This window comes from Nonomuraea sp. NPDC050733 (assembly GCF_040654215.1).
Classification (GTDB): domain Bacteria; phylum Actinomycetota; class Actinomycetes; order Streptosporangiales; family Streptosporangiaceae; genus Nonomuraea.
Genome location: NZ_JBFAHO010000018.1, coordinates 23,451 through 49,236 on the forward strand (window position 1 = coordinate 23,451; position 25,786 = coordinate 49,236).

Consider the following 25,786-nt stretch of genomic DNA (forward strand, 5'->3'; position numbering starts at 1 on the left):
CGCCGCCGGGCGTCAACCAGGGGGCCCTCTTCGGCCTGTCCGAAAAGGGTCAGAGGCGGGTGTTGTGGTGGAGGAGGCGCAGGGCGTCGACGGTGGCGTGACCGCGCCACTCCAGCGGGCTCGCCGCCGAGAAGTGGGCGTAGTCGACCGTCCAGCCGCCGTCCTCCTTCTGGCCGGCCGCCAGCCGGTCCAGGTCCGCGTCGATCGCCTCCTTGGTGAGCAGCGTGCGCGAGGGCCCTCCCGGGAGCGGGGAGAAGTCCAGCGGGCTCAGCCGCTCGTCCTCCTTGCCGCCCTCGACCGGCATCGTGCCGTCCGGCGGGACGTGCGGGCGCAGGTGCTCCACCAGCTCCTCGACGCGTCGCGGCCGCGCGGCGTGCGCGGCGTCCAGGAAGCGCACCGCGAAGGCCAGCTCGTACGCGTGCGGCGTCCGGTCGATCGCCTCGATGGCGGCCAGGCAGTACGCGGTGGAGCGCTCCAGCCACGGGTGGGCGGCCACGGCCGGGTCGTGGGCGGCGACGCGGTGGGCGGCCGCCGCCGAGATCGCGGTGATCTGCAGAGAGGAGGTCGCCGGGTCCGCGCCGGCCCACCAGGGCGCGGTGCCGGCGGCGAGCGTGGCGGGCAGGGCGAAGGGCAGTCCGCCGTCCGGCAGCGAGATGGCCTGGAGCCAGTCGCACAGCTCGGCCGCCCGCGGGCTGGTGAGGGGGCCGGCCTCCTCGAACACCGTGAACGCGTGCAGGGCGGTGCCCGGCTGGCTCTCCGGGGAGCGCAGGTCCGGCTCCAGGCCCCAGCCGTAGCCGCCGTCGGCGTTGCGGTAGCCGTCGAGGGCCGACAGCACCGGCGTCGTTTCCGGCGCCGAGCCTCCGGAGGTCCCGGACAGGAGCCCGGTCAGCAGCTGGAAGCGGCGACGGTCCAGGACGCGCGCATGGGTGGCCATGAAGGCCGCGGCCGCGGAGAGGTCGATGCTCATGCCTTCATCCTGCCCACGGAGGAGGGCCCGGGTCTTGTCGGAATCGGACGCCTCGCCGGGGAAAAGATGACATGACGTGTCGGGTTTCGGTGTCAGCCTTGGCGTCATGAAAGAAACGCTGAAGGGGAAGGTCGCGCTGGTCGCCGGTGGGACGAGGGGCGCTGGGCGGGGCATCGCGGTGGAGCTGGGTGCGGCCGGCGCGACCGTGTACGTGACAGGCCGCACGACGCGGAGCGAGCGGTCCGAGTACGACCGGCCGGAGACGATCGAGGAGACCGCGGAGCTGGTGAGCGCGGCCGGCGGCCACGGCATCGCCGTTCAGGTCGACCACCTCGATCACGCCCGGGTCCGCGAGCTGGTCGAGCGGATCGACCGCGAGCAGGGGCGGCTCGACGTGCTGGTGAACGACGTGTGGGGCGGCGAGCGGCTGGCCCAGTGGGAGACGCCGCTGTGGGAGCACGACCTCGACGGCGGGCTGCGGCTGCTGCGCCTGGCCGTCGACACGCACATCGTCACCAGCCACTACGCGCTGCCGCTGCTCACCAGGGCCCCGGGCGGGCTGGTCGTCGAGATGACCGACGGCACCAAGGAGTACAACGACGGCAACTACCGCGTCTCGTTCTTCTACGACCTCGCCAAGATCGCCGTGATCCGGCTCGCGTACGCGCAGGCGCACGAGCTCAAGCCGTTCGGCTGCGCAGCCGTGGCCCTGACGCCCGGGTGGCTGCGCTCGGAGATGATGCTGGACATCTTCGGCGTGACGGAGGACAACTGGCGGGACGCCACCGCCGCGCAGCCGCACTTCGTCATCTCGGAGTCGCCGCGCTTCACCGGCCGGGCGGTGGCGGCGCTGGCCGCCGACCCGGAGGTCATGCGGTGGAGCGGGCGGTCGCTGTCGAGCGGGGAGCTGGCCGGGGAGTACGGGTTCACGGACGTGGACGGGTCGCGGCCCGACTGCTGGCGTTACCTGGTGGAGGTGATGGACGCGGGCCGGCCCGCCGACGCGACCGGCTACCGCTGAGTCACGCCGGGGCCGGGACCGGGGCGGTGTGACGGGCCGTGGGCGTCCGCGCAGTGGCGGTCGGGCTCGCCGATGGTCAGCACGTCCGCCGGCGCGTGGTCCACCTGCAGCGTCGTGTGCTCGATCCCGTACCTGTCGTGGACCAGCCGCTCCGCCGCCAGCCGTACGGCGTGGCAGTCGTCGCCCGGCGTGACCAGCACGTGCGCCGACATCGCCGGGTAGTTGGAGGTCACCTCCCAGATGTGCAGGTCGTGCACCTCGACCACCTTGTCCAGGGACGCCAGCTCGCGGCCGATCTCGGCGGGGTTCATGCCGACGGGGGCGGCCTCCATGAACACCCGCGCGGAGTCGCGCACCAGCCCCCACCCGGCCTTGAGCATGAGCGCGGCCACGACCAGGGCCGCCACCGCGTCCGCCCTGGTCCAGCCGGTGAGCCACACCACGGCGCCGGCGATGGTCGTGGCGATGAACGCGAACAGGTCGTTCAGGATGTGCTGGTAGGCGCCCTCGACGTTGAGGCTCGTCCGGTTGGCCCGGGTCAGCAGCCAGGTGGCCAGGAGGTTGACCGCGATGCCGGCCAGGCCGGTCACCACCACGTACAGCCCCTCGACCTCGGGCGGGTTCGCGAAGCGGCGCACGCTCTCGACGATGAAGTAGACGCTCAGCAGCAGCAGCGTCACGCCGTTGATCTGCGCCGAGACGATCTCGGCCCGCTTGAGCCCGTACGTGAACCCGCCCTGCGGCGGCCGGGCCGCGATCCGCATCGCGACGAGGGCGAAGACGATGGCGATGGCGTCGGTGAGCATGTGACCGGCGTCGGAGATCAGCGCCAGCGACCCGGCGACGAACCCGATGACCACCTCGACCGCCATGAACCCGACGATCAGCGCCAGGGCACCGGTCAGGTACCGGCGGTCGCCCGCCACACCCACGGCATGCCCGTGTCCATGCCCGTGCCCCCGCTCGCGGTCCGTCATGGGGTCGCCGCCTCCTCAACATCTGAATGACTGTTCATATGTGGAGTTTATGGACGAGATTCGCGCGCCTGTCAAGCCGCGCGGCTATGACTCCTTGTGTTCGAGGTGGATGGCCTCGGTGTGCTCGGTGTGCGCCACGGCCAGGTCCAGCAGCATGCGGACGTGGGCGTCGTCCAGGCGGTAGTAGGCCATGCGGCCCGCCCGCCGTACGGCGACGACGCGGTGCGCGCGCAGCAGGCGCAGCGCGTGGGAGGTTGCCGACTCGCTCAGCCCGGTCACCACCGACAGGTCGCACACACACAGCTCTCCGTCGAGGAGCGCCAGCAGGAGCCGCAACCGTCCGGGGTCGGAGAGCAGTCCGAAGATGTCGGCCGTGTCGACGAGGTCGGCCTCGGCGGGCATGCGGGAGCTGACGCTCGCCACCCGGTCGGCGTCGACCACCCGGGTGGCGCAGCTCTCCAGTGCGGTCACCTGTTCCTGTGAAGAACTGTTCATATAACCAAGCCTAGCTGGGCGGATGCCAGGCGTCGAGCGGTCGGGCGGCTGGTCGGTGGCCCGGGTGGTGGTACTGGTGGACCACGGCGTGCCCCTTGCCCCGGGCGATCAGCCGGCGGTTGACCGGCGTGGTGAGCACGAACACCACCAGCACCACGGTGCCGGCGTCGTGCAGGCCGGCGGCGGTGCCGATCACCATGCCCAGAAGGGGGTATGGAGGCTACGCCGCCCCCTCAGTGACCGTGACCGTGGCCGTGGCCGACGAACGTCCCCGACGGCCTCCCGCCCGGCACCAGGCCGAGCGACACCACGGCCGCCGCCCCCGCAGCGACCGCGCACGCCGTCAGCGCGGTCGTGAAGCCGCCCACACCCACGGCCCCCGGCGCCAGGCTCGCCGCGGCGAGCGACGACACGACCGCGACGCCGATCGAGCCGCCCAGCTCGTGGAAGGTGTTGACCACGCCCGACGCCACACCGGCCTCGCCGTGCGGAACGTTCGCCATGGTCGTCGTCGTGGCCGTGACGAACGCGGGCCCGATGCCGAGCGCCGCCACCACGAAGCCCGGCAGCAGCGTCGTGTACGCGCTCGCGCCGGGGTCGATCCGCGTCATCAGCCACGCCCCGAGCGCCGTCACCGCGAACGCCGCCACGGCGACCGCCCGCCCGCCGACTCGGCCGATCAGGTGCGCCCCGAGCTGCGCGCCGGCCGTGATGGCCACGGCCACCGGCAGGAACAGCAGGCCCGTCTCCAGCGCGCTCAGGCGCAGCACGTGCTGGAGGTAGAGCGAGCTGAGGAAGAACAGGCCCAGCATGAGCCCGGTCGCCATGAGCATGACGAACACGCCGGAGAGCACCGGGCGGCGGCCCAGCGTCTCGACGCGCATCAGCGGCGCCCGCGCGGCCCGCTCGACCAGCACGAACACGGCGTAGAGGGCGGCGGACGCGGCCAGGGGCAGCAGGGTGCGGACGGAGGCCCAGCCGGCGTCGCCCGCGCCGACGAGCCCGTAGATGAGCAGCGCGGTGGCCAGCGTCACCGCCGCGGCCCCGGGCACGTCGATCCCGGGCCGCGCGCCGGCCGAGCCGTCAGCCCGGCCGGGGACCACGGCCGGGAGGGCGGCGAAGACCAGCACGCCGATCGGGACGTTCACGTAGAACACCCAGGTCCAGCCGGGTCCGGCGGTCAGCAGCCCGCCGAGGAGCACGCCGGCCGCGGCGCCGGAGCCGCCGATGGCCGCCCATACCCCGAGCGCCCGGTTGCGCCGCTCGCCGTGGAAGGCGCCCGTGATGATCGCGAGCGCCGCCGGGGACATCAGCGCCGCCCCCACGCCCTGGAGCCCTCGGCCGGCGATGAGCATGGCGCCGTTCGTCGCGAGCCCCGCGACCAGCGAGGACAGCGTGAACACCGCCAGCCCGGCCAGCAGCGTGCGCCGCGAGCCGAGCGTGTCCGCCAGCCGCCCGCCCAGCACCATGAGGCCGCCGAAGCAGAGCGTGTACGTCGTGACGACCCAGGTCAGCGCCTCGCGGCCGAGGCCGAGGTCGGCCCCGATGCTGGGCAGGGCGACCTGCACGACCGTGATGTCGACGATGAGCATGAACTGCGCCAGGCAGAGCAGGGTCAGCGCGGCCCACCCGCCGGAGGCGCGCCCGGTGTCCGGGGGCGCGGGCGTGACGTGTCCGTGGCTCACGAGATCTCCTTAACTTGAACACCTATGTACGAGTTAAGGAGACCATACCCCCGTAGCGCATGTCCAGGGCACAAGAGAGCCCCCGGAGGCGGGAGCTCCGGGGGCCCGGTCCAGGGGGAAGGGATTCTCAGCCGGCCTCGCGCGGGGGCATCGGGGCGAGGACGAACCGGGTGGTGGCCCACACCGCGTACAGCAGCGGCGCGCACGCAAGCAGCAGGCCCGGCACCGGCCTGGCCAGCACGACCGTCACCGCCAGACCGAGGACCACGGTGTTCGCCGCGGCCAGGTACCACCGCCGCACCACCAGGTAGAGGCACGGGCGGACCAGCGCACGCAGCCGCACCGGCCCGTCGGACGGTTCGGCGACCAGCGTGATCAGCGCGACGACCGTGGCCACCACCAGCACCACGGCCATGGCGAAGAACGGCACGAGCGCCGGCCCCCACGCCGTGCGCGCCACCACGATCGCGTCCAGGACCAGCACGCTCACGGCCGCAGCGCCCGCCGTCCACACGATCAGCGCCGGCCCGGCCCCGCGCCGGTAGCCGTTCCAGAACGTACGGACCACGGAGGTGGAGCCGGAGCCGAGCGCGGCGAAGCACCGGAACGCCCCCGCCAGCGCCGGCGCGCACACCAGCGACAGCACCGCGAAGAACGGCCACGACCCCAGCGGGTCGCGCACGAGCGCGAGCGCCGCCAGCAGCGGCGCGCACGCGACGGCGAGCAGCGCGTTCACCGCCAGGCCGGTGTAGGCGGCGGCGAACACCTTCTCGTACGTGGTCTGCCGCGCCGGCCGCAGCAGGCTCCGCACACCGGGGGCCGGCGGCTGCCCGCTCATCCCTTGAGCCCGCTCGTCGCGATGCCCTGGATGAAGTAGCGCTGCCCCAGCAGGAACACCGCCAGGATCGGCAGCACCGACAGCACCGCACCGGTCATGATCATCGCGTACTCGGCGTCGTACTGGCCGACGAACGAGCGCAGGCCGAGCTGGACCGTCCACAGGTCGTTGTCCGTCAGGTAGATGAACGGCCCCATGTAGTCGTTCCACGTGTTGACGAACGTGAGCAGCGCCAGGCTGGCCAGTGCCGGCTTGGACAGCGGCAGCATGATCCGCCAGTAGATGCCGTACTCGCTCAGCCCGTCGATCCGGGCCGCCTCGCACAGCTCGTCCGGGATCGACATGTAGTACTGCCGCATGAGGAACACGCCGAACGCGCCGAACGCCTGGAGCAGGATGATCGCCAGGTGCGTGTTCGTCAGGTCGGCCTTCTGCATCATGATGTACTGCGGCACCATGTACGCCTGCCAGGGGACGGCGATGGTCGCGATGTAGGCCAGGAAGAGCGCGTCACGGCCGGGGAAGCGCACCTTGGCGAAGCCGTACGCCGCGAAGCTGCCGCTGAGGAGCTGCAGCAGCGTGACCGACACCGACAGGAACGCCGAGTTGCCCAGGTAGGTGAGCAGCGGGATGCGGTCCCAGATGTCGACGAAGTTGGACCAGCGCAGCTCGTGCGGGATCCACTCGATCGGCACGGTGAACACCTCGTTGTCGCGCTTCAGCGACGCCGACAGCATCCACGCGAACGGCACCAGCACCAGCGCCGCCACCACGGTCAGCGCCACGTACGCCAGCACCCGCCGGACGACGGCGGCGGCGGAGCTGTCGCCGGAGGGACGCGGCGCCTGGCCCGGCCGGGTGGCGGGCTCGGCCGGGGGCGCATCGCGCAGGGCGGTCATGAGGCGCTCCTCCGTTCGTTGATGCGGAACTGGACGACCGTCACGGTCAGCACGATCACGAAGAGCACGAGAGCGATCGCCGACGAGTAGCCGAACTTGCCCTCGGTGATGCCCTCCCGGTAGATGAGCTGGGCCAGTACGAGCGTGCTGCGGCCGGGCCCGCCGTCGGTCATGACCAGGATCAGGTCGAGCACCTTGAAGCTCTGGATGGTCAGCATGACCACGACGAAGAACGTCGTGGGCCGCAGCGACGGCAGCGTGATGCCCCAGAAGCGCTGCCAGGCGTTGGCGCCGTCCACGCGGGCCGCCTCGTAGTACTCCTTGGGGATCGTCTGCAGCCCGGCCAGATAGAGCACCATGTAGTAGCCCATGTCCCGCCACACGCTGGTGATGATCACAGCGGGCATCGCCCAGTCGGTGCTGGCCACCCACCGCGGCGGGTGGGAGACGCCGATCGCCTCCAGCACCTGGTTGATCGGCCCGGCGGTCGGGTTGAACAGCATGTTCCACACGACCGCCACCGCGACCAGCGAGGTGATGTACGGGAAGAACGCCGCGGTGCGGAAGAACGGCACGCCGCGCAGCTTGCGGTTCAGCGCGATGGCCAGCCCGAGCGCGGCGGCCAGCGTGAGCGGGATGTGGCCGGCCGCGTAGAAGAGGGTGTTGCGCAGGGCGACGTGGAAGTTCTGGTCGGTCAGCAGACGCGCGAAGTTGTCCAGCCCCACCCACTCCGGGTCGCTGTAGGAGTCCCAGTCGAGGAACGCCAGCGCGAACGCCGCCAGCATCGGGATGATCGTGAACAGCAGGAAGCCGGCGAAGTTCGGGAGGATGAAGCTCCAGCCGACAAGGATGTCGCGCCAGGCGCGCCGCCCACGGGGCCGAGCCCGCGGCGCGGTCGGCGCCGGTTTTGTGATCACCTGAGCCATGGGCGTCCTTTGCGAGCCTTCGGGGCGTTTGGTGTGTTCATGGTGAAAGGGGAGGATATGGCGGGCCCGGACCGCTCCGGGCCCGCCACCGCGGTCGCTAGTTCAGGACCTCGCTCTTGACCCGCTCGCTCATCTCGCGGATGCCGTCGGCGGCGGACTTCTCACCGACCATGATCAGCTCGTGCTCCTCCTTGAGGATGGTGTCCACGTCGGCGGTCTTGTCGCTGACCGGCATCTCCAGCATGACCTTGTCGGGCTGGAACGCCTTCTTCGACGTCTCGTCCGTGGGCATGCCCTTGAGCTTGAAGTACGCCTCGGTGATCTCGGGGCTCTTCAGCGCCGGGACCACGCCCACCTTGCTGATCGCCTCGGCCCCGGCCTTGCCGGCCGCGAACTGCACGAACTTCTTCGCCGCGTCGGCGTGCTCGGCCTTCTTGTTGACGGCGAACGCGGTCGGCGAGCCGAACGTCGTCACGCCCGTGGCGCCGGGCCGCTGCGGCATCGGCGCGATGGCCCAGTCGACGTCGGTCTTCCCGGCGGCCTTGGCGTCCAGGATGGCCGCGATGTACCAGGTGCCCATGGGGAGCATGGCGGTCGCGCCGGTCTCGAACAGCGTCTTGTAGTCCGACTTCTGAGCGCTCGCGGTGCCGAAGTCGAGCGTCGCGCCGGCCTTCTGCATGCTGAGCGCCGTGGCGTACTGGTCGGCGAAGAAGGAGTAGTCGCCGCCGAGCTGGTCGCCGCCCGTCTGCGCCGCCGCGATGGCCTGCACCACCGACCGCCAGGTGTGGTGGTAGGTGCCGTAGACCTTCTTGCCGCCCTCCTCCTTGGTGAGCTGCTGCGCCAGCTTGGCGTACTCGTCCCAGGTCAGCGCGCCGGGGTACTTGACGCCCGCCTGGTCGAACAGCTTCTTGTTGTAGTAGAGCAGCCAGAAGTCCTGCCGGTACGGCAGCGCGTAGTACTTGCCGCCGACGTCGTACGCGTCCAGGCCCGCGAGCGTGGCCGCGTCGGGCGTCTTGGCCAGGTCGGTGACCTCGGCGAGCTGGCCGCGGCTGGAGTAGCGGGAGTAGTCGGTGACGTTCTTCATGGTGATGACGTCGGTGTGGTCGCCGCCGGCCAGCATCGTGGTGATCTTGTCGGCGTAGTCGTCGGCGAGGATGTCCACCGGCTTGATCTTGATGCCGGGGTTGGCCTGCTCGAACGCGTCGAACATGGCCTTGAACTCAGGCGTCTTGGCCATGTTCCAGACGGTGACGCTGAGGGTGACGTTCCCGTCGCCCGACTCCTTCGCGGAGTCACCGCCCGAGCCGCAGGCCACTGCCGCCAGCGACAGTGCCGCCACGGCCGCCAGGGACTTCATGAGGTGGCGTCGCCCTCTGGCCCTCGCCGAGGTGTCAGAAGAGATCATGTGATCCGGTCTCCTTTCCTGTCGAGCCGGTCGCGGGGCTCAGGCGCTGACCTTGAACTCATCGGCTGTGACGGCCGCGCGGGGCGGCCGGCCGTCCAGGTAGCGTTCGAGCTCGTCGAGCGCGCTCTCACTCATCCGCCGGGTCTCCGATCCGAGGGACCCGGCGACGTGGGGGGTGATCATGACGTTGGGCAGGTCGTACAAGGGTGATTCGGCGGGCAGCGGCTCGGGGTCGCTGACGTCGAGCATCGCGTCGAGCCGGCCGCTGACGCACTCGCGCTCCAGCGCGGCCGTGTCGAGGACGGCGCCGCGCGCGGTGTTGATGACCGTCGCGCCGTCGCGCAGCAGCGCCAGCTCCGCGGCACCGATCAGGTGCCGGGTGGAGGGGAGCGCGGGGACGTGCAGGGTGAGCACGTCGCTGCGCCGCAGCAGGTCGGGCAGCTCGACGAGGCGGGCGCCGGCCGCGGCCACCTCGTCCGGGTCGGCGTACGGGTCGGCGACGAGGACGTCGACCTCCAGGTCCCGCAGCCGGTCGACGACCCGGCGGCCCACGCGGGAGTAGCCGACGACGCCGATCGTACGGCCCCGGTTGCTCAGCTCGCCGCGGCTCGTCGCGTACGACCAGTCCGCGCGGTGCAGCCGCGCGTCCTGGGCGAGGAACGGGACCTTCTTCCCGGCGAAGATGATCGCCGCCAGCGTGAACTCGGCCACCGGGACCGCGTTCTCGTCGGCGGCGTTGGTCACCAGGATTCCGCGCCGCCACACCTCGTCGGTGACGAACGTGCGGACGGTGCCGGCGCAGTGGAAGATCGCCCGCAGCCCCGGCGCGTCGGCCAGCCGCTCCGCCGTCAGCTGCGGGCAGCCCCAGGAGGTCACCAGCACCTCGACCTCGCGCAGCCGCCGCCGTACCAGCGGGGTGTCGAGGTCGTCGGTGACGACGGGCTCGCCGAGCTCGGCGAGCTGTCGCAACCGGTGGAGCTGTGGCTCCTCGAACATCGTGCTGAACGTGGTGGGGTCCATGACCAGCAGGGCGTGTGGCCGTCTCACTCGGCGTCCCTTTCGGCGGCAAGCGCTTACCAGTGCCGCCGATCCTGTCCGATCGTTACGATCACGTCAATACCTTGTTAATCATGTCGATCACGTTTATCTGATCGATATTGATCGTTCCTGTGCGGTATCGGTGGCATGCCGGGCACGCGGACCGTCCGCGGTCGACAATCTCCGGCTCGCGGGTCACGCGTTCGCCGGGGGAGCCGAGGAGGCCCGTACGATCAGCCGGGGCTCGATGACGACGCGGTGCGTCGGACGCTGCGGGTCCTCGTCGGCCAGCCGCTCCGCGAGCAGCCGGTACGCGGCCCGCCCGATCGCCGCCTTCGGCGGCCGGACCGCCGTCAGCGGCGGGTCGCACAGCTCCGCCACCTCGTCGTCGTACGTCACCACCGACAGATCGCCCGGAACCCGGATGCCGCGCTCCTGACAGCGCTCCACCAGCCGGATCGCCTCCGGATCGGAGTGGACGAGCAGCGCGGTCGTGCCCGAGGCGGCGCACACGTCCAGGACGGCGTCGAGCGCCTCCGGCCAGCCGGGATCGCGCTGGTCCACGGTCGTCAGGTCAAGGCTGTCGCCGAAGGGAAGGCCCAGCTCCACGCACGCCTGCCGCCAGCCGCGCCGCACGTGCGGGGCCGTCGGGCTCTGCGTCGTGGTCACCACGCCGATCCGCCGGTGGCCGAGCGTGGCCAGGTGCCGCACGGCCATCGCCGCGCCGAACACGTGGTCGCTGACCACCGACTCCATCGCCTCCTGGTGCGGGCCGACGGTGGCCGCCCGTTCCACGAGCACCACCGGCACACCGGCGCCCTGGAGCCAGCGCACCAGCTGCTCGCCCTCGTCGCCGGTCGTGGTCGGCGCCACCAGCAGGCCGTCCACCCCGGCCGTCTCGACCAGCCGGGCGAGCTGGTGGCGCTCGTCGGCCGCCTGGTAGCTGGCGCCGCGCAGCACGAGCCGCGCCCCGGACGCGGCGGCGGCCTCACGGGCGCCGCGGATCACGTCGGGCCAGTAGTAGTCGAGCGAGGGCACCACCATGCCGAACGTGACCTGAGCCTCCTCCCCACCCGGACGCGCACCCGAGTTCCAGGGCGTTCCTCCCGGTCTGGCGCCGGCGGCACCCGCGCCCACCGCGACCGCCGCAGCCGCCTCGATGCTCGCCTCGGCGCCTGGTCCAGCGCCTGGTCCGGCGCCTGGTCCGGCGCGGTGGGCCGGGGCGGGCGCGGGCGCCGCGAGCTGAGCGATGCCCGGGGCCGGGAGGGGGCCCGTTCCGGGGACGGTTCCCGGCGGGCCGGTGGGGGCGCGCCCGGCCAGGGTGTCGGCCACGGGGCCGTCGTGCAGCACGGCGCCGCCGCGCACCCGGCGCACCAGGCCCTGGGAGGACAGCAGCGCGATGTCGCGGCGGACGGTGATGACCGAGACGTCCAGCTCGGCCGCCAGCTCGTTCACGCGCACGACGCCGCGCCGCCGCAGCAGCTCCACCACCTGCGCGCGCCGCTCGTCGGGCAGCAGCTCAACGGCCTGCGCGCGCCGCTCGGCGGACTCCGGCCCGGCCGGACCCGGCCCCGGTTGCGGCGGAACGGCGGAGGAGACGCCGGGCGCGGGGGCGTCGAGTGACGGGTCGTCGTGGACGGTCATGGGTGTACCTCCACCCGGAGCTCGAAGGAGCCGCGCGCGATGCCGGGGAGACGCAGCTCCAGCCGGGTCAGGCGCTCGCCCCACACCTCCGAGAGCATCGGATCGTCCAGCGCGCGGACGGTGAGGGCGGACGCGGCGACCGCCGGGTCCCACGTGACGAGCGCGGCCCGCGCGCCGTCCGGCGGTCGTACGAGGACCTGCCCGTCCTCGTGCCGTTCGACCTGTCCCGCCAGCAGGTAGTGGAGCACGCTCGGCTCTCCGTCGGCGGTGAAGGCCCAGGCGTCCTCGACGGTCACGAGCGAGGCCCGGCGGTCGAGGCGGGCGGTGCGCCACCAGCGCTCCAGCCCGGGGACGGGGTAGGCGGCGGCCAGGTCCATGCGGGCAGCGAAGCGCGCCGACTCGTCGGCGACCTCGACGGCGCGGGCGCGGAACCCGGGGCCCTGGCCCTGGGGCGTGCCCCGGACCTCGGGGACGTTGTGCCAGGAGCTCTGCATCGTCCAGATCGCGTAGCGGTCGGGCCCGAAGGTCTGCGCCGTGTACGTCGGCCGCCCGGCGTCCACGAGCACCGGCACGCCGTCCACGGCGACGACGACGGAGCCGACGTCGTTGTGGTTGTGGTTCTCGGCGTTGTGGCCGCCCTTGACGGCGAGCGTGAGCCCGCGGGCGCCGCCGGCGACCTCACGGGCGAGCCCCACCTGCGTGCCGGGCAGCCACACGGCCGCCACCAGCGGCTCACCGCCCGGAGCCGGATCACCCCCTGGTGAGTGCCATTGCGGGTCGGCGAGTTCCAGGAGGGCGCGGCCCAGCTCCGCCGTGGCCGCGATCTCGCCGGAGCGCCGCGACCGGGCGTGCCGCACCGCGTCGCGCTCGCCCAGCCGCGCCCCCCACCGGTACGGCACGTGCCAGGGCTGGTCGGCGGGCGGGCGGGCCCGCGCGTCGGCGAGGTTGAGGTACCAGGGGCCGCCGAGCCACATGAGGTGCGGGAAGCGCAGCGTCGCGCGCACCACCGGCACCGCGGCCGCCGTCAGGGCGCCGGAGGTGGCGTGCTCGACGACGTCCAGGGCCTCCAGCGCCCGGCACGCCCCGTTCCACCAGTACTCGTACCCCTCGTCGATCGAGCCGTCCTCCGGCAGGGCCGCCAGGTAGCGGTCGAGGCCCGCCACCGCCCAGGCCACCTGGGACGCCCGCTCCTCGCCCGGCACGCCGAACCGCAGCGCGGCGACCAGGACGTTGCCGCAGATCCACGGGCACCAGTTGTGGACGTCGCCGTCGAGCCCCAGCCAGTGCCAGTCGCGCCGCTCCATGAACGGCCGCAGCACCCGCGCCCGCGCCTCCTGGCGGACCCGCTCACGCAGGCCGGGGTAGCGGGCGTCCAGGCGGTCGCCGAGCACGTGGTCGGCCCAGGCGAGCTGCGCGGCGACGTCGGCCGCGCCGAGGTCGAGACACGGCGCGGCCGGGTCGGGCAGCACCGTGCCGCGCGGCCGGCACGTGTCCTCGTGCGCGGGCCAGCACCACGAGCTCTGCTCGCACAGCAGCAGCATGCCGTCGGCCACCTCGTCCAGCCACCGCTCGGCCGCCCCGCCGTCGCCGTCCGTCGCCCCGCCGTCACCATGGGCCGCCCTGGTACCACCGCGTGAGTCCAGCGCCATGAGGACCGCGCGGGTGAGCCGGTCCTGGCGCTCGAACACCTGCGCCTCGTACGCGGTCCGGTTGCCGTCGCGGAAGTAGCGCGTGTACTGCGAGGCCAGCGGCTGCGGCCACGGCGTGCCCGCCTCGGCCTCGGCCCGCTCCCGTACGGCCCGCAGCGCCCGCGCGCCGTACGCCCGAAGCAGCTCCCCGAAGCCCGCGGAGCCTCCACCGCCTGGCACGGGCAGGGCCGCGTCGGGGGGCAGCAGTGTCCCGGCCAGCGCGTCCGGCGTCGCCGCCGCGCCCCAGGCCGCCAGCAGGGGTCCGGCCTTCCGGTCGGAGCGCCCCGGACCGGTCACGGTGTTGGTCATAGTCCTCCTCGCCGCCCCCATAGTAGCGATCGAAAGTGATCGAAGTTGAATCAATTAGCCCTTTGGGGACCGGAGCGCGGTCAGGCGATCGCGAAGGACAGGCGCCGGGGGAGGGCGGTGTTGCGGCGTCCGCCCAGGCGGTGGACGGCGAGCTCCAGCGCCTTGCGCTCCCCGACGAGCACCACCCACGACCGGGCCCGCGTCACCAGCGTGTAGAGCAGCCGACGGCGCAGCATGACGCCCCCCGCCTCCACCACGATCGGCGCCACCACGAACGGGTATTCGCTGCCCTGCGACCGGTGCACGCTGATCGCGTAGGCGTGGGTCAGGTCGTCGAGCTCGTCGAACCCGTACGTGACCGTGTCGCCGTCGTCGATGCGGACTTCCAGCAGGCGCTCCTCGGGGACGACGCGGGTGACGGTGCCCGTCTCGCCGTTGAAGACGCCCTTGTCGTAGTTGTTGCGGATCGGCATGACACGGTCGCCGACCCGGTAGACCGACGAGCCCGACCAGTGCTCCGGGGCGCCGTCGCGGGCCGGGTTGAGGCGCTCCTGGATGAGGCGGCCCAGCTCGGCGGTGCCGGCGGCGCCCTTGCGCATCGGGCACAGCACCTGCACCTGGCCCGGCTCGACCCCCTGCTTGCGGGGGATGGCGACCGTCGCGAGGTGGACGACGCGCTCGGCCACGGCCGCCGGGTCGTCGAGCTCCTCGAACCAGAAGCCGCCGCCCCCGGGCAGCGGGGGCAGCTCGCCCGCGCGGATGCGGTGGGCGCTGCGGATGATGCCGCTGTCCTCCGCCTGCCGGAAGACGTGGGTGAGCCGGACGCGCGGGATGTCCTCCACGCGCAGCACGTCGGCCAGCACGCTGCCCGGCCCGATGCTGGGGAGCTGGTCGCTGTCGCCGACGAGCAGGAGGTGGCCGCCCGAGGGGATCGCCGAGCACAGCCGGGTCGCCAGGTGCAGGTCGAGCATGGACGCCTCGTCCACCACGACGAGGTCGGCCTGCGCCGGCGCCTGGTCGAACAGCGCGTCGGGGTCGGGCTCGTGGGCCAGCATGCGGTGGACGGTCATCGCGGGCAGGCCGGTGAGCTCCGACAGCCGCTTGGCGGCCTTGCCCGTGGGCGCGGCCAGCGTGACCGTGCCGCCCATCGCGCGCACGGTCGCCGCGATCACCCGCACGGTGTGGCTCTTGCCGCACCCCGGGCCGCCCGTCAGGACGGACACGGTGCTGGTCAACGCCATCGTGACGGCCGCCCGCTGGTCGTCGTGCAGCTCCGGGTCCTCGGTGAAGTGCCGCATGGGCAGTGTCGAGCGGGCCCGCCAGAGCCGGGCCAGCTCGCCGGCCAGCTTGACCTCGCGGGCGTGCAGCTCCTTGGCGTAGACGACGACCTGGTCGGAACCGGCCTCGACGACCACCCGCCGCTCGGCGGTGAGCGCGTCGACCGTCGCGCGGACCAGGTCGGGGTCCTGCTCGACCAGCTCGGCGGCCTGGGTGACGAGAGCGGTCATGGACAGGTAGCAGTGGCCGCCGCCGGCCGCGGCGTTCTCCAGCCGGTCGAGCAGCGCCGCCTTGATCCGTTGCGGGCTCTCGCGCGGCACCCCCGACTGGAGCGCGATGCGGTCGGCCGTGTGGAACGCCACGCCCCGCACCCGGCCGATGAGCTGGTACGGGTCGGAGGCGAGAATCCCGGCCGAGTCGGCGCCGTACACCTGGTAGATCTTGGCGGCGAGCAGCGGGCTGACGCCGTAGCCCTGGAGGACGACCATCAGCCCGGCGATCGCCTTCTGCTCCCGCCACGCCTCGACGATCTGCGCCTGGCGGGTCCTGCCGATGTTGACCACCTCGGTCAGCCGCTCGGGGGCGGTGTCGACGACGGTCAGGGTCTGCTCGCCGAAGTGGCTGACGATGGCGTGGGCGAGGCGCGGGCCGATGCCGCGGATCAGGCCCGAGCCGAGGTAGAGCTGGATGGCCCGCACGGTGGACGGGACGATCCGCTCGCACTCCTTGACCTGGAACCGGCCGCCGTGGCGCGGGTGCTCGCCCCACTCGCCGGCCAGCCGCAGCGTCTCGCCCGGCTGCACGCCGGCGAGCGCCCGGCCGGACGCGACGAAGGTCGCCGCGACGGGGCCGGGACCGGTGTCGGGACCGGTGTCGGAGCTCATCCGGGCGACGGTGTAGCCGTCGTCGCGGACGTAGACGAGCTGCTCGACCGAGGCTTCCACGGCAAAGATCCAATCATCCCTGTACCGCTTGGCAGCTTAGGAGAAGGGACCGACAGATCGTGCCGTGGACGCGAGGCGGTCCGGGCCGGGCACGACGCCCGGCCCGGACCGCTGGAGCCGTCGTCAGGACCGGCTGATGCGGACCGCGTCCGCGATGACGTAGCCGGTGCCGGAGGTCCACCGGCTCACCCCGACCACGTTGGCCGTGCCGGCGTTCAGGGAGAACGTCCCGATGCTGCGCCAGGCTCCGCCGCCTGAGCGCTGGTCGACGTACACGGTCTGGTTGCCGCTCGACGTCGCCACGATGTACGGCGCCGAGCTGTTGTAGCCGGCGTCGGCCGGGTAGTAGACCTCGACCTTGTAGCTGCCCGCGCTCGGGATGTTCGCCTGGTACCAGGCGACGTCACTGGAGGCCACGGGGCCGGCGAAGCGGTAGTCGGCGCCGTAACGCTGGCTGGAGTAGGTAGAGGTGCCCCAGTTGGCGCTGGCGGTGAACTGGCCGGAGGTCGAGTTGTCGACGGTGGTCGTCCACGACGGCGTGCCGGTGCCACCGGTCACGTAGTTCATGTACGTGGTCCAGTTCCAGTACTGGCCCGGGTCGGTGTGGTCGGAGCCGGGCACCTGGTTGTGGCCGATGATGTGGGTGCGGTCCTTCGGGATGCCGTACTTGTCGCAGATGTAGCGGGTCAGCGCGGCCGAGGACCGGTACATGGCGTCGGTGAACCACGAGGCCTCGCTGACGTAGCCCTCGTGCTCGATGCCGATGGAGCGGGTGTTGTAGTCCCAGTTGCCGGCGTGCCAGGCGATGTCCTTGTCCCGCACCATCTGGGTGATGGCGCCGTTGGAGGACTTGACCACGTAGTGGGCCGAGACGTTGGCGCTGGCGTTCTGGAACCAGGAGATGGTGCCCGCGTACGACCCCTGGGTGACGTGGATGATCACCCGGTCGATGGCGTAGGAGGACTCCCGGCTGGAGGCGGTGTAGTTGCCGGAGTTGGCGGCGACCCAGGTGGCGTTCGGGTAGTCGGGGCTGGCCGCCTCGGCCTGGGCGCTGAGGTCGCGGGCCTTGGCCAGGTCGCCGCGGTCGGCGGTGACCTCCTGCGGCTTCACGCTCACGCCCTTGGCCTGGACGCCCAGGCCGAGCAGCTCGTACACGGCGTCGGCGTAGAGGCGGGCCAGCTCGGGGGAGGAGGCGTTGCCGTACGCCGCCACGGCCTTGTACCAGCGGCCGGCGTCCTTGCGGGCGGCCTCGTCGAGGCCCTGCTCGTCGGCGAGGGAGCGCAGGACGGCGGCGCCGCCCAGGATGTTGGCCTCGTCGTCGGCGCGCAGCTTCTCGACCGGCAGCCCGGTGAGCTCGGCGGCCTTCTCCAGGCTGTGGTTCGTCGGGTTGCTGACCAGGTGCATGACGCCGTAGCCGCCGCTGGCGCTGGGCTCGCCCTTGTGGTTGTCGAGGTGCGTCTCGGCGTAGCCGAGGGCGATGAGCAGGTCGCGGGGGACGTCGTGCTGGGCGGCGGCCTTGGCGAAGGCCGCCTGGAGGGGGGTGTCCTTGGCGGCCAGTGCGGGGCCGGCGCCGAGGGTGAGGGTCACGAGGAGGACTGAGGTGACGAGAGCGACTAATCGCGTGCGAGCGAACGTCATGGGGGGCTCCCTCGTTGGGGGTGACGGTCGCACAGTAAACGCATTCCATCCCCAATGTCGATAATTGACATTACTTGTCGGTTAGAAGAAACTTTTCGCCCGTGCGATGGACTTGTCAGGATTTGGGGGATCTTGTCCGCGCCAGGGACGGCCCGAAGTTGGGCCCCCTCGGATCGGTGAAGACTATTGCGCTCCGAGATGCGGTCGCTGAAACTTCTCTTCGTGACCATGCACTACGGGAGCCTGTCAAGCCGGCTCACCGCGTCGCCCCCCGCCCCCCGCTCGTTACACGCCGCCGTGGCAGTCGTCGTCGCCGTCGCCGCCCTGCTGGTACCCGTGCTGCCGGCCTCCGCCGCTGCGACGGGCACGGCCGTCACCGCCGCCTGCACCACAGACCCGGCCAGGCCGAAGCGGCAGCTCCGCGCCATGTGGATCTCCACGGTGGCCAACATCGACTGGCCCAGCGCGCCCGGCCTGAGCGTCGCGACCCAGCAGGCGGAGTTCCGCGCCTGGCTCGACCTGGCCGTGCGGAAGCGGATGAACGCCGTGGTCGTGCAGGTCCGGCCCACGGCCGACGCGTTCTGGCCCTCGTCGTACGAGCCGTGGTCGCAGTGGCTGACCGGCACCCAGGGCAAGAACCCCGGCTACGACCCGCTCGCGTTCATGGTCGCCGAGGCACACGCGCGCAACCTGGAGTTCCACGCGTGGTTCAACCCGTACCGGATCGCCAACCACGACGATCCCACCAAGCTCGTCTCCACCCACCCCGCCCGCCAGAACCCGAGCTGGCGCTTCGCGTACGGCGGCAAGCTCTACTACAACCCCGGCATCCCGGCCGTGCGCGCCTTCATCGAGGACGCCGTCATGGACGCCGTCACCCGCTACGACCTCGACGGCGTCCACCTGGACGACTACTTCTACCCGTATCCGGTCAGCGGCCAGACGATCCCCGACTCGGCCACGTACGCGCAGTACGGCGGCGGGTTCTCCGGCATCGCCGACTGGCGGCGCGACAACGTCAACCAGCTCGTCCGCGAGATGGACCAGCGCATCCACGCCGCCAAGTCCTGGGTGACGTTCGGCATCAGCCCGTTCGGCATCTGGCGCAACTCCTCCACCGATCCGCTCGGCTCGGCCACCTCCGGCCTCCAGGCGTACGACTCGATCTACGCCGACAGCCGGCAGTGGGTGAAGCAGGGCTGGGTCGACTACCTGGCGCCGCAGATCTACTGGCACATCGGCAACAGCGCGGCCGACTACAAGGTGCTCACCGCCTGGTGGGCGGACGTGGTGCGCGGCACGGACGTGCAGCTCGTCATCGGCCAGGCCGCCTACCGGGCGGGCGCCTCCGGCCAGGACGCGGCCTGGCAGGACGCCGCCGAGCTGAGCGACCACCTCACCTACAACCGCACCCGGCCCGAGGTGGCCGGCGACGTCTACTTCTCGGCCAAGGACGTCAAGGCCGACCGGATCGGCAGCTTCACCAAGGTCGTCGCCACCCACTACACCAGGCCGGCGCTGCTCACGGCGCGCGGCACGGCCGCGGCCCCCTCCGCGCCGACGATCAGCGCGGCCACGCGCGGCTCGGGCGGCGTCGCCCTCACCTGGCAGGGCTCGGGCACCGCGTACGCCGTCTACCGCGTGGACGGCTCACCCACGTCCGCCGACCCGTGCGCCTTCGCCGACGCCCGCAACCTGCTCACCACGACCCGCAGGACCACCTTCACCGACGCCACGGCCTCGGCCACGGCCGCCTACACCTACTACGTGACCGCCCTCACCCGCACCCACCAGGAGAGCGGCCCGAGCGCCGGCAAGGCGGTGGCCGGGAGCGGCACGTCGTTCACCGTGACGGTGGACAACGCGGACGCCGGCTTCACGGCCGGCTCGTCCTGGGGCACCTCCACGTACTCCTCGCAGCTCCACGGCACCGACTACCGCTTCGCCGACCCGGTCTCCGCCAGCGACCCCGCCTGGTTCAAGGCCGCGATCCCGAGCGCGGGCAGCTACAAGGTGGAGGTCTGGTACCCCTCGAACGCGGGGTACAACAGCGCGACGCCGTACATCGTGGCCGCGAGCGGCGGCAACCAGACGGTGGCGGTGGACCAGCGCACGGGCGGCGGGGCGTGGCGCACGCTCGGCACGTACACGCTGAACGCGGGCACGTACGACGTCGTCGGCGTCAGCCGCTGGACCACGACGACCGGCTACGTCATCGCCGACGCGGTCCGCATCACCAAGGTGTGAACACCCCGGGCGGCCGGTCCGCCGGCCGCCCTCGGGGTCAGCACGTCGAGGGAATGCAGGTGAAAGGGTTCGGGGGAGGGGTCGGGTAGGGCAGGGAGGTCGTCTCGGCTGATTGCGGGGTGGACTCGTCGCCCGGGTCGGGCGCCGGCTCCTTCCTCGGCTCCTGGCCGACCGGCGTGCCCGCCGGGTTGCCGGTGCGAACCTGCTTGGCGGTCGGCGCCGACGTCCTGCGGCGGGGCGTCGGCTCGGCGGCCGGGGGCGACGTCCGCCGCCCGGCTGCCCTGCTCGGCGACGGCGCTGCGGTGCCGGACGTGGTGCGGGACGTCGTGCGGGACGTGTCGAGTGCCGTGGCGAGGGCGGGGACCGTGGTGGGAGCCCCGGTAGGAGCGGCAGTCGGGCGGACGGTCGAGAGGGATGTCGCTTCCCCCTCGGCGGGTGTCACCGCCGGGTGGCCGCCCACGTTGATCAGCACGCCGCCCGTGACGAGCAGCGCCGCCGCCGCGCAGCCGGCGATCGTCAGGACCACCGGACGGCGGCGCCCGCGCGCCGGCGGATGCTGGGGCGGGTGCGAGGGTCGCGAGGGCTGTGAGGTCAGCGTGGCGACCAGGTCGTCGGCGCTCGGCCGCCGGGCCGGGTCCTTGGACAGGCTCGCGGTGACGAGGTCGAGCAGCGGCCCGTCCAGCCCGGAGAGCACCGGCTCCTGGTTGAGGATGCGGTTGATCACGGCGGGGGTGGAGTCCGCGCCGAACGCGGGCCGCCCCGAGGCGGCGAACACCATGGTCACCCCCCACGCGAAGACGTCGGCCGCCTCCGTCACCGTCTCCCCGCCGAGCTGCTCCGGCGCGAGGTAGGAGGGCGTCCCCATCAGCGATCCGGCCGAGGTGCTGGTGCCCGGCGCGTCCAGCGCGCGGGCGATGCCGAAGTCGATCACGACGGGACCCTCCGGTCCCATCAGGATGTTGGCGGGCTTGAAGTCCCGGTGCAGGATCCCGGCGCGGTGGATGGCGGCCAGCGCGGTGGCGGTGCTGATCGCCAGCCGGTCGAGCGCGGCGCCACGCCGCGGCCCCTCGACGGTGACGAGGTCGCGCAGCGAGGGGCCGGGCACGTACTCGCTGACGATGTACGGCCGCTGGCCGGCGAGGTCGGCATGGAGCACGGGCGCGGTGGAGAACCTGGCCACCCGCCGGGCGATCTCCACCTCGCGGAGGAACCTGCTCCTCGCGTCGGGCTCGGCCAGCAGGCCGTGGTGGAGCAGCTTGACGGCGACCTGCTCGCCGGACGCCGTCCGCCCCAGGTAGACGACGCCCTGGCCGCCCTGCCCGAGACGTCCGGCGATGTCGTACGGGCCCAGCCGACGCGGATCGTCCTCCACCAACGGCTGGATCACCCGGGCCCCCCGAACGCGTCAACAGGCAGGGGTAAGAAGCTACCAGCGCGGCGGTCGGGATGTCCCGCCCTCGCGATCAAGGATCGCAGGAAGACAAGGGTGTCGCCGGCGTGCATCCGCTCGATGGTGGCGCGTAGCTTCGGCCGGTCCTCGTGGGTGCCGGCGGTCTCCATGCCGCTTCACGGATCCTCAACAGAACCTCAACGAGGCGCGGCATAGCTTCACTCCTGCAACCCCGTTCGGATACGAGCGGGTTCACGAGCGAAGGAGACGACATGAAGGCCATCGCCAAGTTCAGCACCGTAGTCGCGGCGGGTACGTTCGCCCTGGTGCTCGCCGGCGGGACGGCGCAGGCGGCAACCGAGGCCATGACCCCCGCAGCGACATCCAGCGCCGTCGGGTCCATGAGCAGGCCGACCCCCAACATCAAGTGGCTCTGCGACAAGCCGATCGTGAAGAAGTACATCCCCCAGTGCTCCAACGGCAAGAGATGGGAACCAAGGGTGGCCAAGCAGGCGCGATGCCTGCAAGGGCACGGGCCCTACCTGGGCTGGACGGGCATGGCGAAGCTCACGTGGTGGGTGCACAAGTGCTTCGAGACCAGCGAGTGGGAGAAGTGGTAACTCCGGGATCCCAGCGGACATCGTCCAGGTCCAGCATCTGGGCCTCGTCGATCGCAGTCCCTTCGACGCCTCTCTCCGCGTGGGCCGGGGAGAGGCTCGGAGCGGGCACGGGTCGTGGCCACACATGGCCCGGACGGGCGCCGTCGGGATGAGGATCTTGCGGCCGATACGCAGCGCGGGCAGCTCGCCGCGGCGGACCGCGTCGTAGACGGCGCCGCGGTCGATGCCGAGCACAGCGGCGCGTCGTCCTCCGATGACGGTGATCTGGTCGAGGCATGCGTTGCCGCAGTCCAGCGTGGCCGACGCGGTCCACGGGACCACGGGCGCCCCGTGGTCCCGTGGCGATGGGGCTGCCCGGAGGTGAAGTCCACAGACGGCCGAGGTGGTCGTCCGGGGCGCGGGCGGAACCCTCCCAGGGTCTTGAACAACAACCCCAGCGACCCCGCCACCGAAATCCTCCCGACCTCCGAGACCAACCAACGCATTTCCGGAGTGCCGGTGGATAGGGTGATGGGCGACCTCGGCGCGGGCGGCAACGCGGAGGGGCGCGGTGGGATGCGGGGTGGCTGTGCGGCACCGGGCTCGGTTCGTCCTCCAGTCGGTGGCGGCCTGCGCGGCCGTGGCGGTGGTGGCGGTGGCCGGCCTGGCCTGGGGTCTCGGCGCCGGCCGCGAGGCTCCGGCGCCCGCCTGTCCGGTCCGCGACACCCGCGTGACCGCGCCGTACGCGATCAGCGGCTACTGGATGGACCCCCGTGCCGACCGGTGCGACACACGGCGCACCCTCCAGGCGATCCACGCGGCCGGCGGCGACACGATCATCACGTTCGGGCCGCGCTTCAGCGCCGCACGGGTGGACGACGAGGGCCGGGTGCTGGCTGCGGCCGGGAGCGGCGAGCGCCCCCACCCCGCGTCCGACGACCCGCCGTCCGACCCGCCGTCCGGCGATCCCGCGTCCGGAACGCCCGCATCCACAGCGCCCGCATCCGGAACGCCCGCGTCCGGCACGTCCGCGTCGGGTGCTCCCGCGTCCGGCGCCCCCGTGTCGTCCGGCGGTCCCGGAGCGGTCGACCCCGTGTTCGCCGGCTGCGTCGAGCAGAGGCGGCCGTGCTACCTCGCCGCCCGGGACGCCGCCCGGGGTCAGCAGATCCGCCGCGTCTTCACGTACGTGACCAGCGAGAGCCTCGGGCCGGGCGCGCTGCGCTGCCCCGCGCTCGACCGGCGGATCGACGGCGGCGAGCGCGTCTACTACCGGCTGCTGCTGGGACCGTCGTGCCAGAGCGGGCCGTACGACCTGGTGCTGGTCGCGACCGACGGCGACGGCGTGGGCAACCTGCTGGAGGAGGCCGCCGCGTACGGGATGCGGGTCTTCCCCGGGCTGCCCGCCGCGCCGCAGGACCCGGCCAAGCCGTGGCAGCCGGACGCCGCCCTGACCGACGCGCTGAACGCCTTCACCGAGCGGGTGCTGACCGGCTACCGGCAGCGGTTCGGGACGTCGCCGGCGCTGGCCGGGGTCTACCAGTCGTTCGAGCTGGCCATGCGGGACCGGGGACCCCGGGACCCGGTGCTCGCGCTCTACCGGGCGCAGCACACCGTGGTCGCCTCCGTGCTGCCGGGCCGGACGATCGCGGTCAGCCCATACTGGGACGCGCGCCGGTCGCGGGGCTTCCCGCCGAGTGTGGTGGGCGAGGGGTTCGCGGACATCACGGCCACCCGGGCCGGCCTGCCGATGGTCATCGCCATCCAGGACGGCCGGGGCGTCGGCAAGGTCCCGGTGTACGACGCGGGCCGGGAGGGCGATCCGGTCGACGCCCGGCTCGTTCCCGTGGTGGGCGCCATGCCGTACCGGCAGGCGTACTACGGCTCGACCGCCGACTACGTCGCCGCCGCGGCCCGCCGCGCGGGACACGGCGTCGAGTTGTGGGTGAACGTCGAGGTCTTCGAGCCCACCCCGGTGGCGGGCGAGTGCGGCAGGACCGACCCGCTGCCGCTGCGCGGGCGGGCCGCGAAGAGCCGGGTGGACCGGCAGGTCATGGCCGTCGGCCGGTACGCCACGAAGATCATCTCTTACGGCTGGGACCCGTTCCTGACCTGCCAGGACCGGCCCGGCGCGCCTTCGCTCGCGGACGCGATCACGGCCGGGTGGAACGACCCCCTCGTCATGGACGCGACGCGGAGGACGGTGGGAGGGCGCGACGGCATCGAGGTACGGGGGCTCAACGTCGGGGGCGGCACGCTGCGGGTCACCTATCAGGAGGCCGGGGGAGCGGTGAGGACGGCCACCCTCACCCCCGAGCCCGGAGCCGGCGGTCGAGGCGACACCTCCGAGCCCGGAGACGACGCGCGAGGCGACGGCCGGTCGGACCACGACGGCCGGTCGGACCACGACGGCCGGTCGGACCACGACGGCCGGTCGGACCACGACGGCGAGGGCCGGGACGACCGGTCGGGCGGGGTGGCCCGGGAAACGGTCTGGGCGCCGTTCGACCCGGCCGGGATCGCCCCTGACCGGCCCTGGCTCATGGTCACGGCCGTGAACGGCGCGGGCCGTACCAGCAGCGCGGGCTTCACCTTCCGGTGAGCGCGGGACGCGCGGGCCCACCGCGCGTCAGGGCCGGAAGCTGGCGCGGTACTCCGTGGGCGTGCGCGCGGTCAGCTGCCGGAACGCGGCGTTGAACGCCGACAGCGAGGTGTAGCCGACCGTGAACGCGATCTGCGTGATCGGGGCGTCCCCCGCGGCCAGCTCTTCGATCGCGTGCAGCACCCGCATCCGGCGCAGGACCGCCCGCCACGTCATGCCGGTCTCGTCCTCGAAGCGCCGGGCCAGCGACCGTGGTGCCAGCCCCACCTCGTCCGCCACGTCCTCGAAGCGGATGTCCCCGCCGAGCCGCTGCTCGGTCAGCCGCAGGGCCCGGCGCAGTTCCGGGGACCGTCCCGCCGGGACGACGACCGGGCTCGGCTGCTCGGCGAGCCGCCGGCTCACCGCGGCGAGCGCGGTGAAGAGCGTCTCGGCGTAGGCCGGAAGAGGTTCGTCGCTCTCGCCCCAGGCGCCACACTCGCTCACCAGCGCGCGGGCCAGGGGACTCAGGTCGAACACGGTAAGCGGCGCCGGCGGGGCCGGGACGAATCCGGTGTCGAACAGCACCGACGCGGTCGTGGCCGGCTGCGGGACGCTCACCTGTATCGCCGTGCCCGCCTCGATCAGCGCGGCCCGTGCCGGCGGAAGCAGCCACGCCTGACCCTGCGCCTCCAGCCGGAGGGCGCCGGCCGAGGCGCAGAGCAGGTAGTGGCGGTCCACCGTGAACGCGCGGGCGGGCTCGCGCGGGAACGCGCGGACGAAGCTGTACGCCTTCCGGGTCATCCGCGCTCTCGCATGAGCCCATCGTAGGGAGCCGCCATGACGCCGGTCAGGCGACGGTCTCCATCAGCTCCGCGCGGAAGCGCCGGCTCACGGGCGACCCGGTCATCATCGGCCGGAGCACCGCGCCGGAGCGCGCGAAGAGGTCGGACTTCAGGTAGCCGGCGAACGACTCCTCGTCGTCCCACTCGTGCATCACGGTCACCCGGGTCTCGTCCTCCCTGGAGGCGTACACCCGGAAGCCGAGGTTGCCCGGCATCGCGCGCACCTGGTCGCGGCCGCCGTCGAGGTGGGCCAGGGCCGCCGCGCGGTCGGAAGCGGCGGTGTCGAAGTCGACCATGGCAATGATCATGTGATTCTCCTGGATCGGGGCGGCGGCTGCCGCGAGGTGATGTCCCGATCCTCGCGCCGACCCGGTCCGG

The 25,786-nt window shown here is 72.7% G+C and carries 21 protein-coding genes and 1 pseudogene; 4 read left to right on the top strand and 18 right to left on the bottom strand.

Annotated features, from left to right (window positions below):
- Positions 1 to 49: 49 nt before the first annotated feature.
- Positions 50 to 967, bottom strand: coding sequence for a hypothetical protein (locus tag AB0H64_RS25720; protein ID WP_357629108.1), 918 nt, complete (start codon positions 965 to 967; stop codon positions 50 to 52).
- Between the two features lie 106 nt (positions 968 to 1,073).
- Between AB0H64_RS25720 and AB0H64_RS25725 the strand changes: the two genes are divergently transcribed.
- Complete coding sequence (locus tag AB0H64_RS25725) at positions 1,074 to 1,988, top strand: SDR family oxidoreductase (protein ID WP_357629110.1); 915 nt, start codon at positions 1,074 to 1,076, stop codon at positions 1,986 to 1,988.
- Here the strand turns inward: AB0H64_RS25725 and AB0H64_RS25730 are convergent.
- From AB0H64_RS25730 to AB0H64_RS25790, 13 genes are all read right to left on the bottom strand, one after another.
- A complete protein-coding gene (locus tag AB0H64_RS25730; protein ID WP_357629113.1) occupies positions 1,979 to 2,965 on the bottom strand; it encodes a cation diffusion facilitator family transporter in 987 nt (328 codons plus the stop codon). The two genes, AB0H64_RS25725 and AB0H64_RS25730, sit on opposite strands and share 10 nt — an antisense overlap.
- Positions 2,966 to 3,049: 84 nt before the next feature.
- On the bottom strand, positions 3,050 to 3,460 hold the full coding sequence (locus AB0H64_RS25735) for a metalloregulator ArsR/SmtB family transcription factor (protein ID WP_357629115.1): 411 nt from the start codon (positions 3,458 to 3,460) through the stop codon (positions 3,050 to 3,052).
- A 10-nt stretch (positions 3,461 to 3,470) separates the two neighbouring features.
- Positions 3,471 to 3,659: a hypothetical protein gene (locus AB0H64_RS25740; protein WP_357629117.1), complete on the bottom strand. Its 189-nt coding sequence runs from the start codon at positions 3,657 to 3,659 to the stop codon at positions 3,471 to 3,473.
- Between the two features lie 34 nt (positions 3,660 to 3,693).
- Positions 3,694 to 5,145, bottom strand: a complete 1,452-nt coding sequence (locus AB0H64_RS25745) for an MFS transporter (RefSeq protein ID WP_357629119.1) — start codon at positions 5,143 to 5,145, stop codon at positions 3,694 to 3,696.
- A 127-nt stretch (positions 5,146 to 5,272) separates the two neighbouring features.
- Positions 5,273 to 5,983, bottom strand: coding sequence for a hypothetical protein (locus tag AB0H64_RS25750; RefSeq protein ID WP_357629120.1), 711 nt, complete (start codon positions 5,981 to 5,983; stop codon positions 5,273 to 5,275).
- A complete protein-coding gene (locus AB0H64_RS25755) occupies positions 5,980 to 6,882 on the bottom strand; it encodes a carbohydrate ABC transporter permease (RefSeq protein WP_357629123.1) in 903 nt (300 codons plus the stop codon). Before AB0H64_RS25755 ends, AB0H64_RS25750 begins: the two co-directional genes overlap by 4 nt.
- Positions 6,879 to 7,799: a sugar ABC transporter permease gene (locus AB0H64_RS25760; protein ID WP_357629126.1), complete on the bottom strand. Its 921-nt coding sequence runs from the start codon at positions 7,797 to 7,799 to the stop codon at positions 6,879 to 6,881. The genes AB0H64_RS25755 and AB0H64_RS25760 overlap by 4 nt, the downstream gene beginning before the upstream one ends.
- 106 nt (positions 7,800 to 7,905) lie before the next feature.
- Positions 7,906 to 9,213: a sugar ABC transporter substrate-binding protein gene (locus tag AB0H64_RS25765; RefSeq protein WP_357629129.1), complete on the bottom strand. Its 1,308-nt coding sequence runs from the start codon at positions 9,211 to 9,213 to the stop codon at positions 7,906 to 7,908.
- 39 nt (positions 9,214 to 9,252) lie between these two features.
- Positions 9,253 to 10,260, bottom strand: a complete 1,008-nt coding sequence (locus AB0H64_RS25770) for a hydroxyacid dehydrogenase (RefSeq protein ID WP_357629131.1) — start codon at positions 10,258 to 10,260, stop codon at positions 9,253 to 9,255.
- A gap of 186 nt (positions 10,261 to 10,446) precedes the next feature.
- Complete coding sequence (locus AB0H64_RS25775) at positions 10,447 to 11,895, bottom strand: substrate-binding domain-containing protein (protein WP_357629134.1); 1,449 nt, start codon at positions 11,893 to 11,895, stop codon at positions 10,447 to 10,449.
- On the bottom strand, positions 11,892 to 13,892 hold the full coding sequence (locus AB0H64_RS25780; RefSeq protein WP_357629136.1) for a heparinase II/III family protein: 2,001 nt from the start codon (positions 13,890 to 13,892) through the stop codon (positions 11,892 to 11,894). The genes AB0H64_RS25775 and AB0H64_RS25780 overlap by 4 nt, the downstream gene beginning before the upstream one ends.
- A gap of 80 nt (positions 13,893 to 13,972) precedes the next feature.
- Positions 13,973 to 16,114, bottom strand: a complete 2,142-nt coding sequence (locus tag AB0H64_RS25785) for an ATP-dependent RecD-like DNA helicase (RefSeq protein ID WP_357629139.1) — start codon at positions 16,112 to 16,114, stop codon at positions 13,973 to 13,975.
- A 123-nt stretch (positions 16,115 to 16,237) separates the two neighbouring features.
- Entirely contained in the window at positions 16,238 to 17,752 is a 1,515-nt protein-coding gene (locus AB0H64_RS25790) for an N-acetylmuramoyl-L-alanine amidase (RefSeq protein ID WP_357629140.1), read from the bottom strand.
- A 228-nt stretch (positions 17,753 to 17,980) separates the two neighbouring features.
- Between AB0H64_RS25790 and AB0H64_RS25795 the strand changes: the two genes are divergently transcribed.
- Positions 17,981 to 19,999 carry a family 10 glycosylhydrolase gene (locus AB0H64_RS25795; protein ID WP_357629376.1) on the top strand — a complete coding sequence of 673 codons (2,019 nt, stop codon included), beginning with the start codon at positions 17,981 to 17,983 and terminating at the stop codon, positions 19,997 to 19,999.
- A gap of 37 nt (positions 20,000 to 20,036) precedes the next feature.
- Here AB0H64_RS25795 and AB0H64_RS25800 read toward each other — a convergent pair whose 3' ends face one another.
- Positions 20,037 to 21,386: a protein kinase gene (locus AB0H64_RS25800; RefSeq protein ID WP_357629143.1), complete on the bottom strand. Its 1,350-nt coding sequence runs from the start codon at positions 21,384 to 21,386 to the stop codon at positions 20,037 to 20,039.
- A gap of 275 nt (positions 21,387 to 21,661) precedes the next feature.
- On the opposite strand from AB0H64_RS25800, the gene AB0H64_RS25805 reads away from it, so the two are divergent.
- A complete protein-coding gene (locus AB0H64_RS25805) occupies positions 21,662 to 22,009 on the top strand; it encodes a hypothetical protein (RefSeq protein WP_357629384.1) in 348 nt (115 codons plus the stop codon).
- Between the two features lie 150 nt (positions 22,010 to 22,159).
- Here the strand turns inward: AB0H64_RS25805 and AB0H64_RS25810 are convergent.
- Positions 22,160 to 22,330: pseudogene (locus AB0H64_RS25810) on the bottom strand (helix-turn-helix domain-containing protein); the annotation flags it as partial.
- A gap of 241 nt (positions 22,331 to 22,571) precedes the next feature.
- Between AB0H64_RS25810 and AB0H64_RS25815 the strand changes: the two are divergent.
- Positions 22,572 to 24,587 (top strand): DUF4434 domain-containing protein, encoded by a 2,016-nt coding sequence (locus AB0H64_RS25815; RefSeq protein ID WP_357629146.1) that lies wholly within the window; start codon positions 22,572 to 22,574, stop codon positions 24,585 to 24,587.
- Positions 24,588 to 24,614: 27 nt separating this feature from the next.
- Here AB0H64_RS25815 and AB0H64_RS25820 read toward each other — a convergent pair whose 3' ends face one another.
- Together AB0H64_RS25820 and AB0H64_RS25825 are read right to left on the bottom strand one after the other, a co-directional pair.
- The gene (locus AB0H64_RS25820) at positions 24,615 to 25,367 is read right to left on the bottom strand and encodes an AraC family transcriptional regulator (RefSeq protein WP_357629149.1); all 753 of its coding nucleotides are present in this window, start codon (positions 25,365 to 25,367) and stop codon (positions 24,615 to 24,617) included.
- A 46-nt stretch (positions 25,368 to 25,413) separates the two neighbouring features.
- Positions 25,414 to 25,716 (bottom strand): antibiotic biosynthesis monooxygenase family protein, encoded by a 303-nt coding sequence (locus tag AB0H64_RS25825; protein WP_357629151.1) that lies wholly within the window; start codon positions 25,714 to 25,716, stop codon positions 25,414 to 25,416.
- Positions 25,717 to 25,786: the final 70 nt, after the last annotated feature.

What these genes read in the sequence shown, in the direction of transcription:
- AB0H64_RS25780 (WP_357629136.1), bottom strand. Translation starts at nt 13,892, where the DNA reads ATGACCAACACCGTGACCGGTCCGGGGCGCTCCGACCGGAAGGCCGGA.
- AB0H64_RS25825 (WP_357629151.1), bottom strand. Translation starts at nt 25,716, where the DNA reads ATGATCATTGCCATGGTCGACTTCGACACCGCCGCTTCCGACCGCGCG.
- AB0H64_RS25725 (WP_357629110.1), top strand. Translation starts at nt 1,074, where the DNA reads ATGAAAGAAACGCTGAAGGGGAAGGTCGCGCTGGTCGCCGGTGGGACG.
- AB0H64_RS25740 (WP_357629117.1), bottom strand. Translation starts at nt 3,659, where the DNA reads ATGGTGATCGGCACCGCCGCCGGCCTGCACGACGCCGGCACCGTGGTG.
- AB0H64_RS25755 (WP_357629123.1), bottom strand. Translation starts at nt 6,882, where the DNA reads ATGACCGCCCTGCGCGATGCGCCCCCGGCCGAGCCCGCCACCCGGCCG.
- AB0H64_RS25805 (WP_357629384.1), top strand. Translation starts at nt 21,662, where the DNA reads ATGAAGGCCATCGCCAAGTTCAGCACCGTAGTCGCGGCGGGTACGTTC.
- AB0H64_RS25795 (WP_357629376.1), top strand. Translation starts at nt 17,981, where the DNA reads ATGCACTACGGGAGCCTGTCAAGCCGGCTCACCGCGTCGCCCCCCGCC.
- AB0H64_RS25765 (WP_357629129.1), bottom strand. Translation starts at nt 9,213, where the DNA reads ATGATCTCTTCTGACACCTCGGCGAGGGCCAGAGGGCGACGCCACCTC.
- AB0H64_RS25820 (WP_357629149.1), bottom strand. Translation starts at nt 25,367, where the DNA reads ATGACCCGGAAGGCGTACAGCTTCGTCCGCGCGTTCCCGCGCGAGCCC.
- AB0H64_RS25750 (WP_357629120.1), bottom strand. Translation starts at nt 5,983, where the DNA reads ATGAGCGGGCAGCCGCCGGCCCCCGGTGTGCGGAGCCTGCTGCGGCCG.
- AB0H64_RS25775 (WP_357629134.1), bottom strand. Translation starts at nt 11,895, where the DNA reads ATGACCGTCCACGACGACCCGTCACTCGACGCCCCCGCGCCCGGCGTC.
- AB0H64_RS25730 (WP_357629113.1), bottom strand. Translation starts at nt 2,965, where the DNA reads ATGACGGACCGCGAGCGGGGGCACGGGCATGGACACGGGCATGCCGTG.
- AB0H64_RS25735 (WP_357629115.1), bottom strand. Translation starts at nt 3,460, where the DNA reads ATGAACAGTTCTTCACAGGAACAGGTGACCGCACTGGAGAGCTGCGCC.
- AB0H64_RS25790 (WP_357629140.1), bottom strand. Translation starts at nt 17,752, where the DNA reads ATGACGTTCGCTCGCACGCGATTAGTCGCTCTCGTCACCTCAGTCCTC.
- AB0H64_RS25720 (WP_357629108.1), bottom strand. Translation starts at nt 967, where the DNA reads ATGAGCATCGACCTCTCCGCGGCCGCGGCCTTCATGGCCACCCATGCG.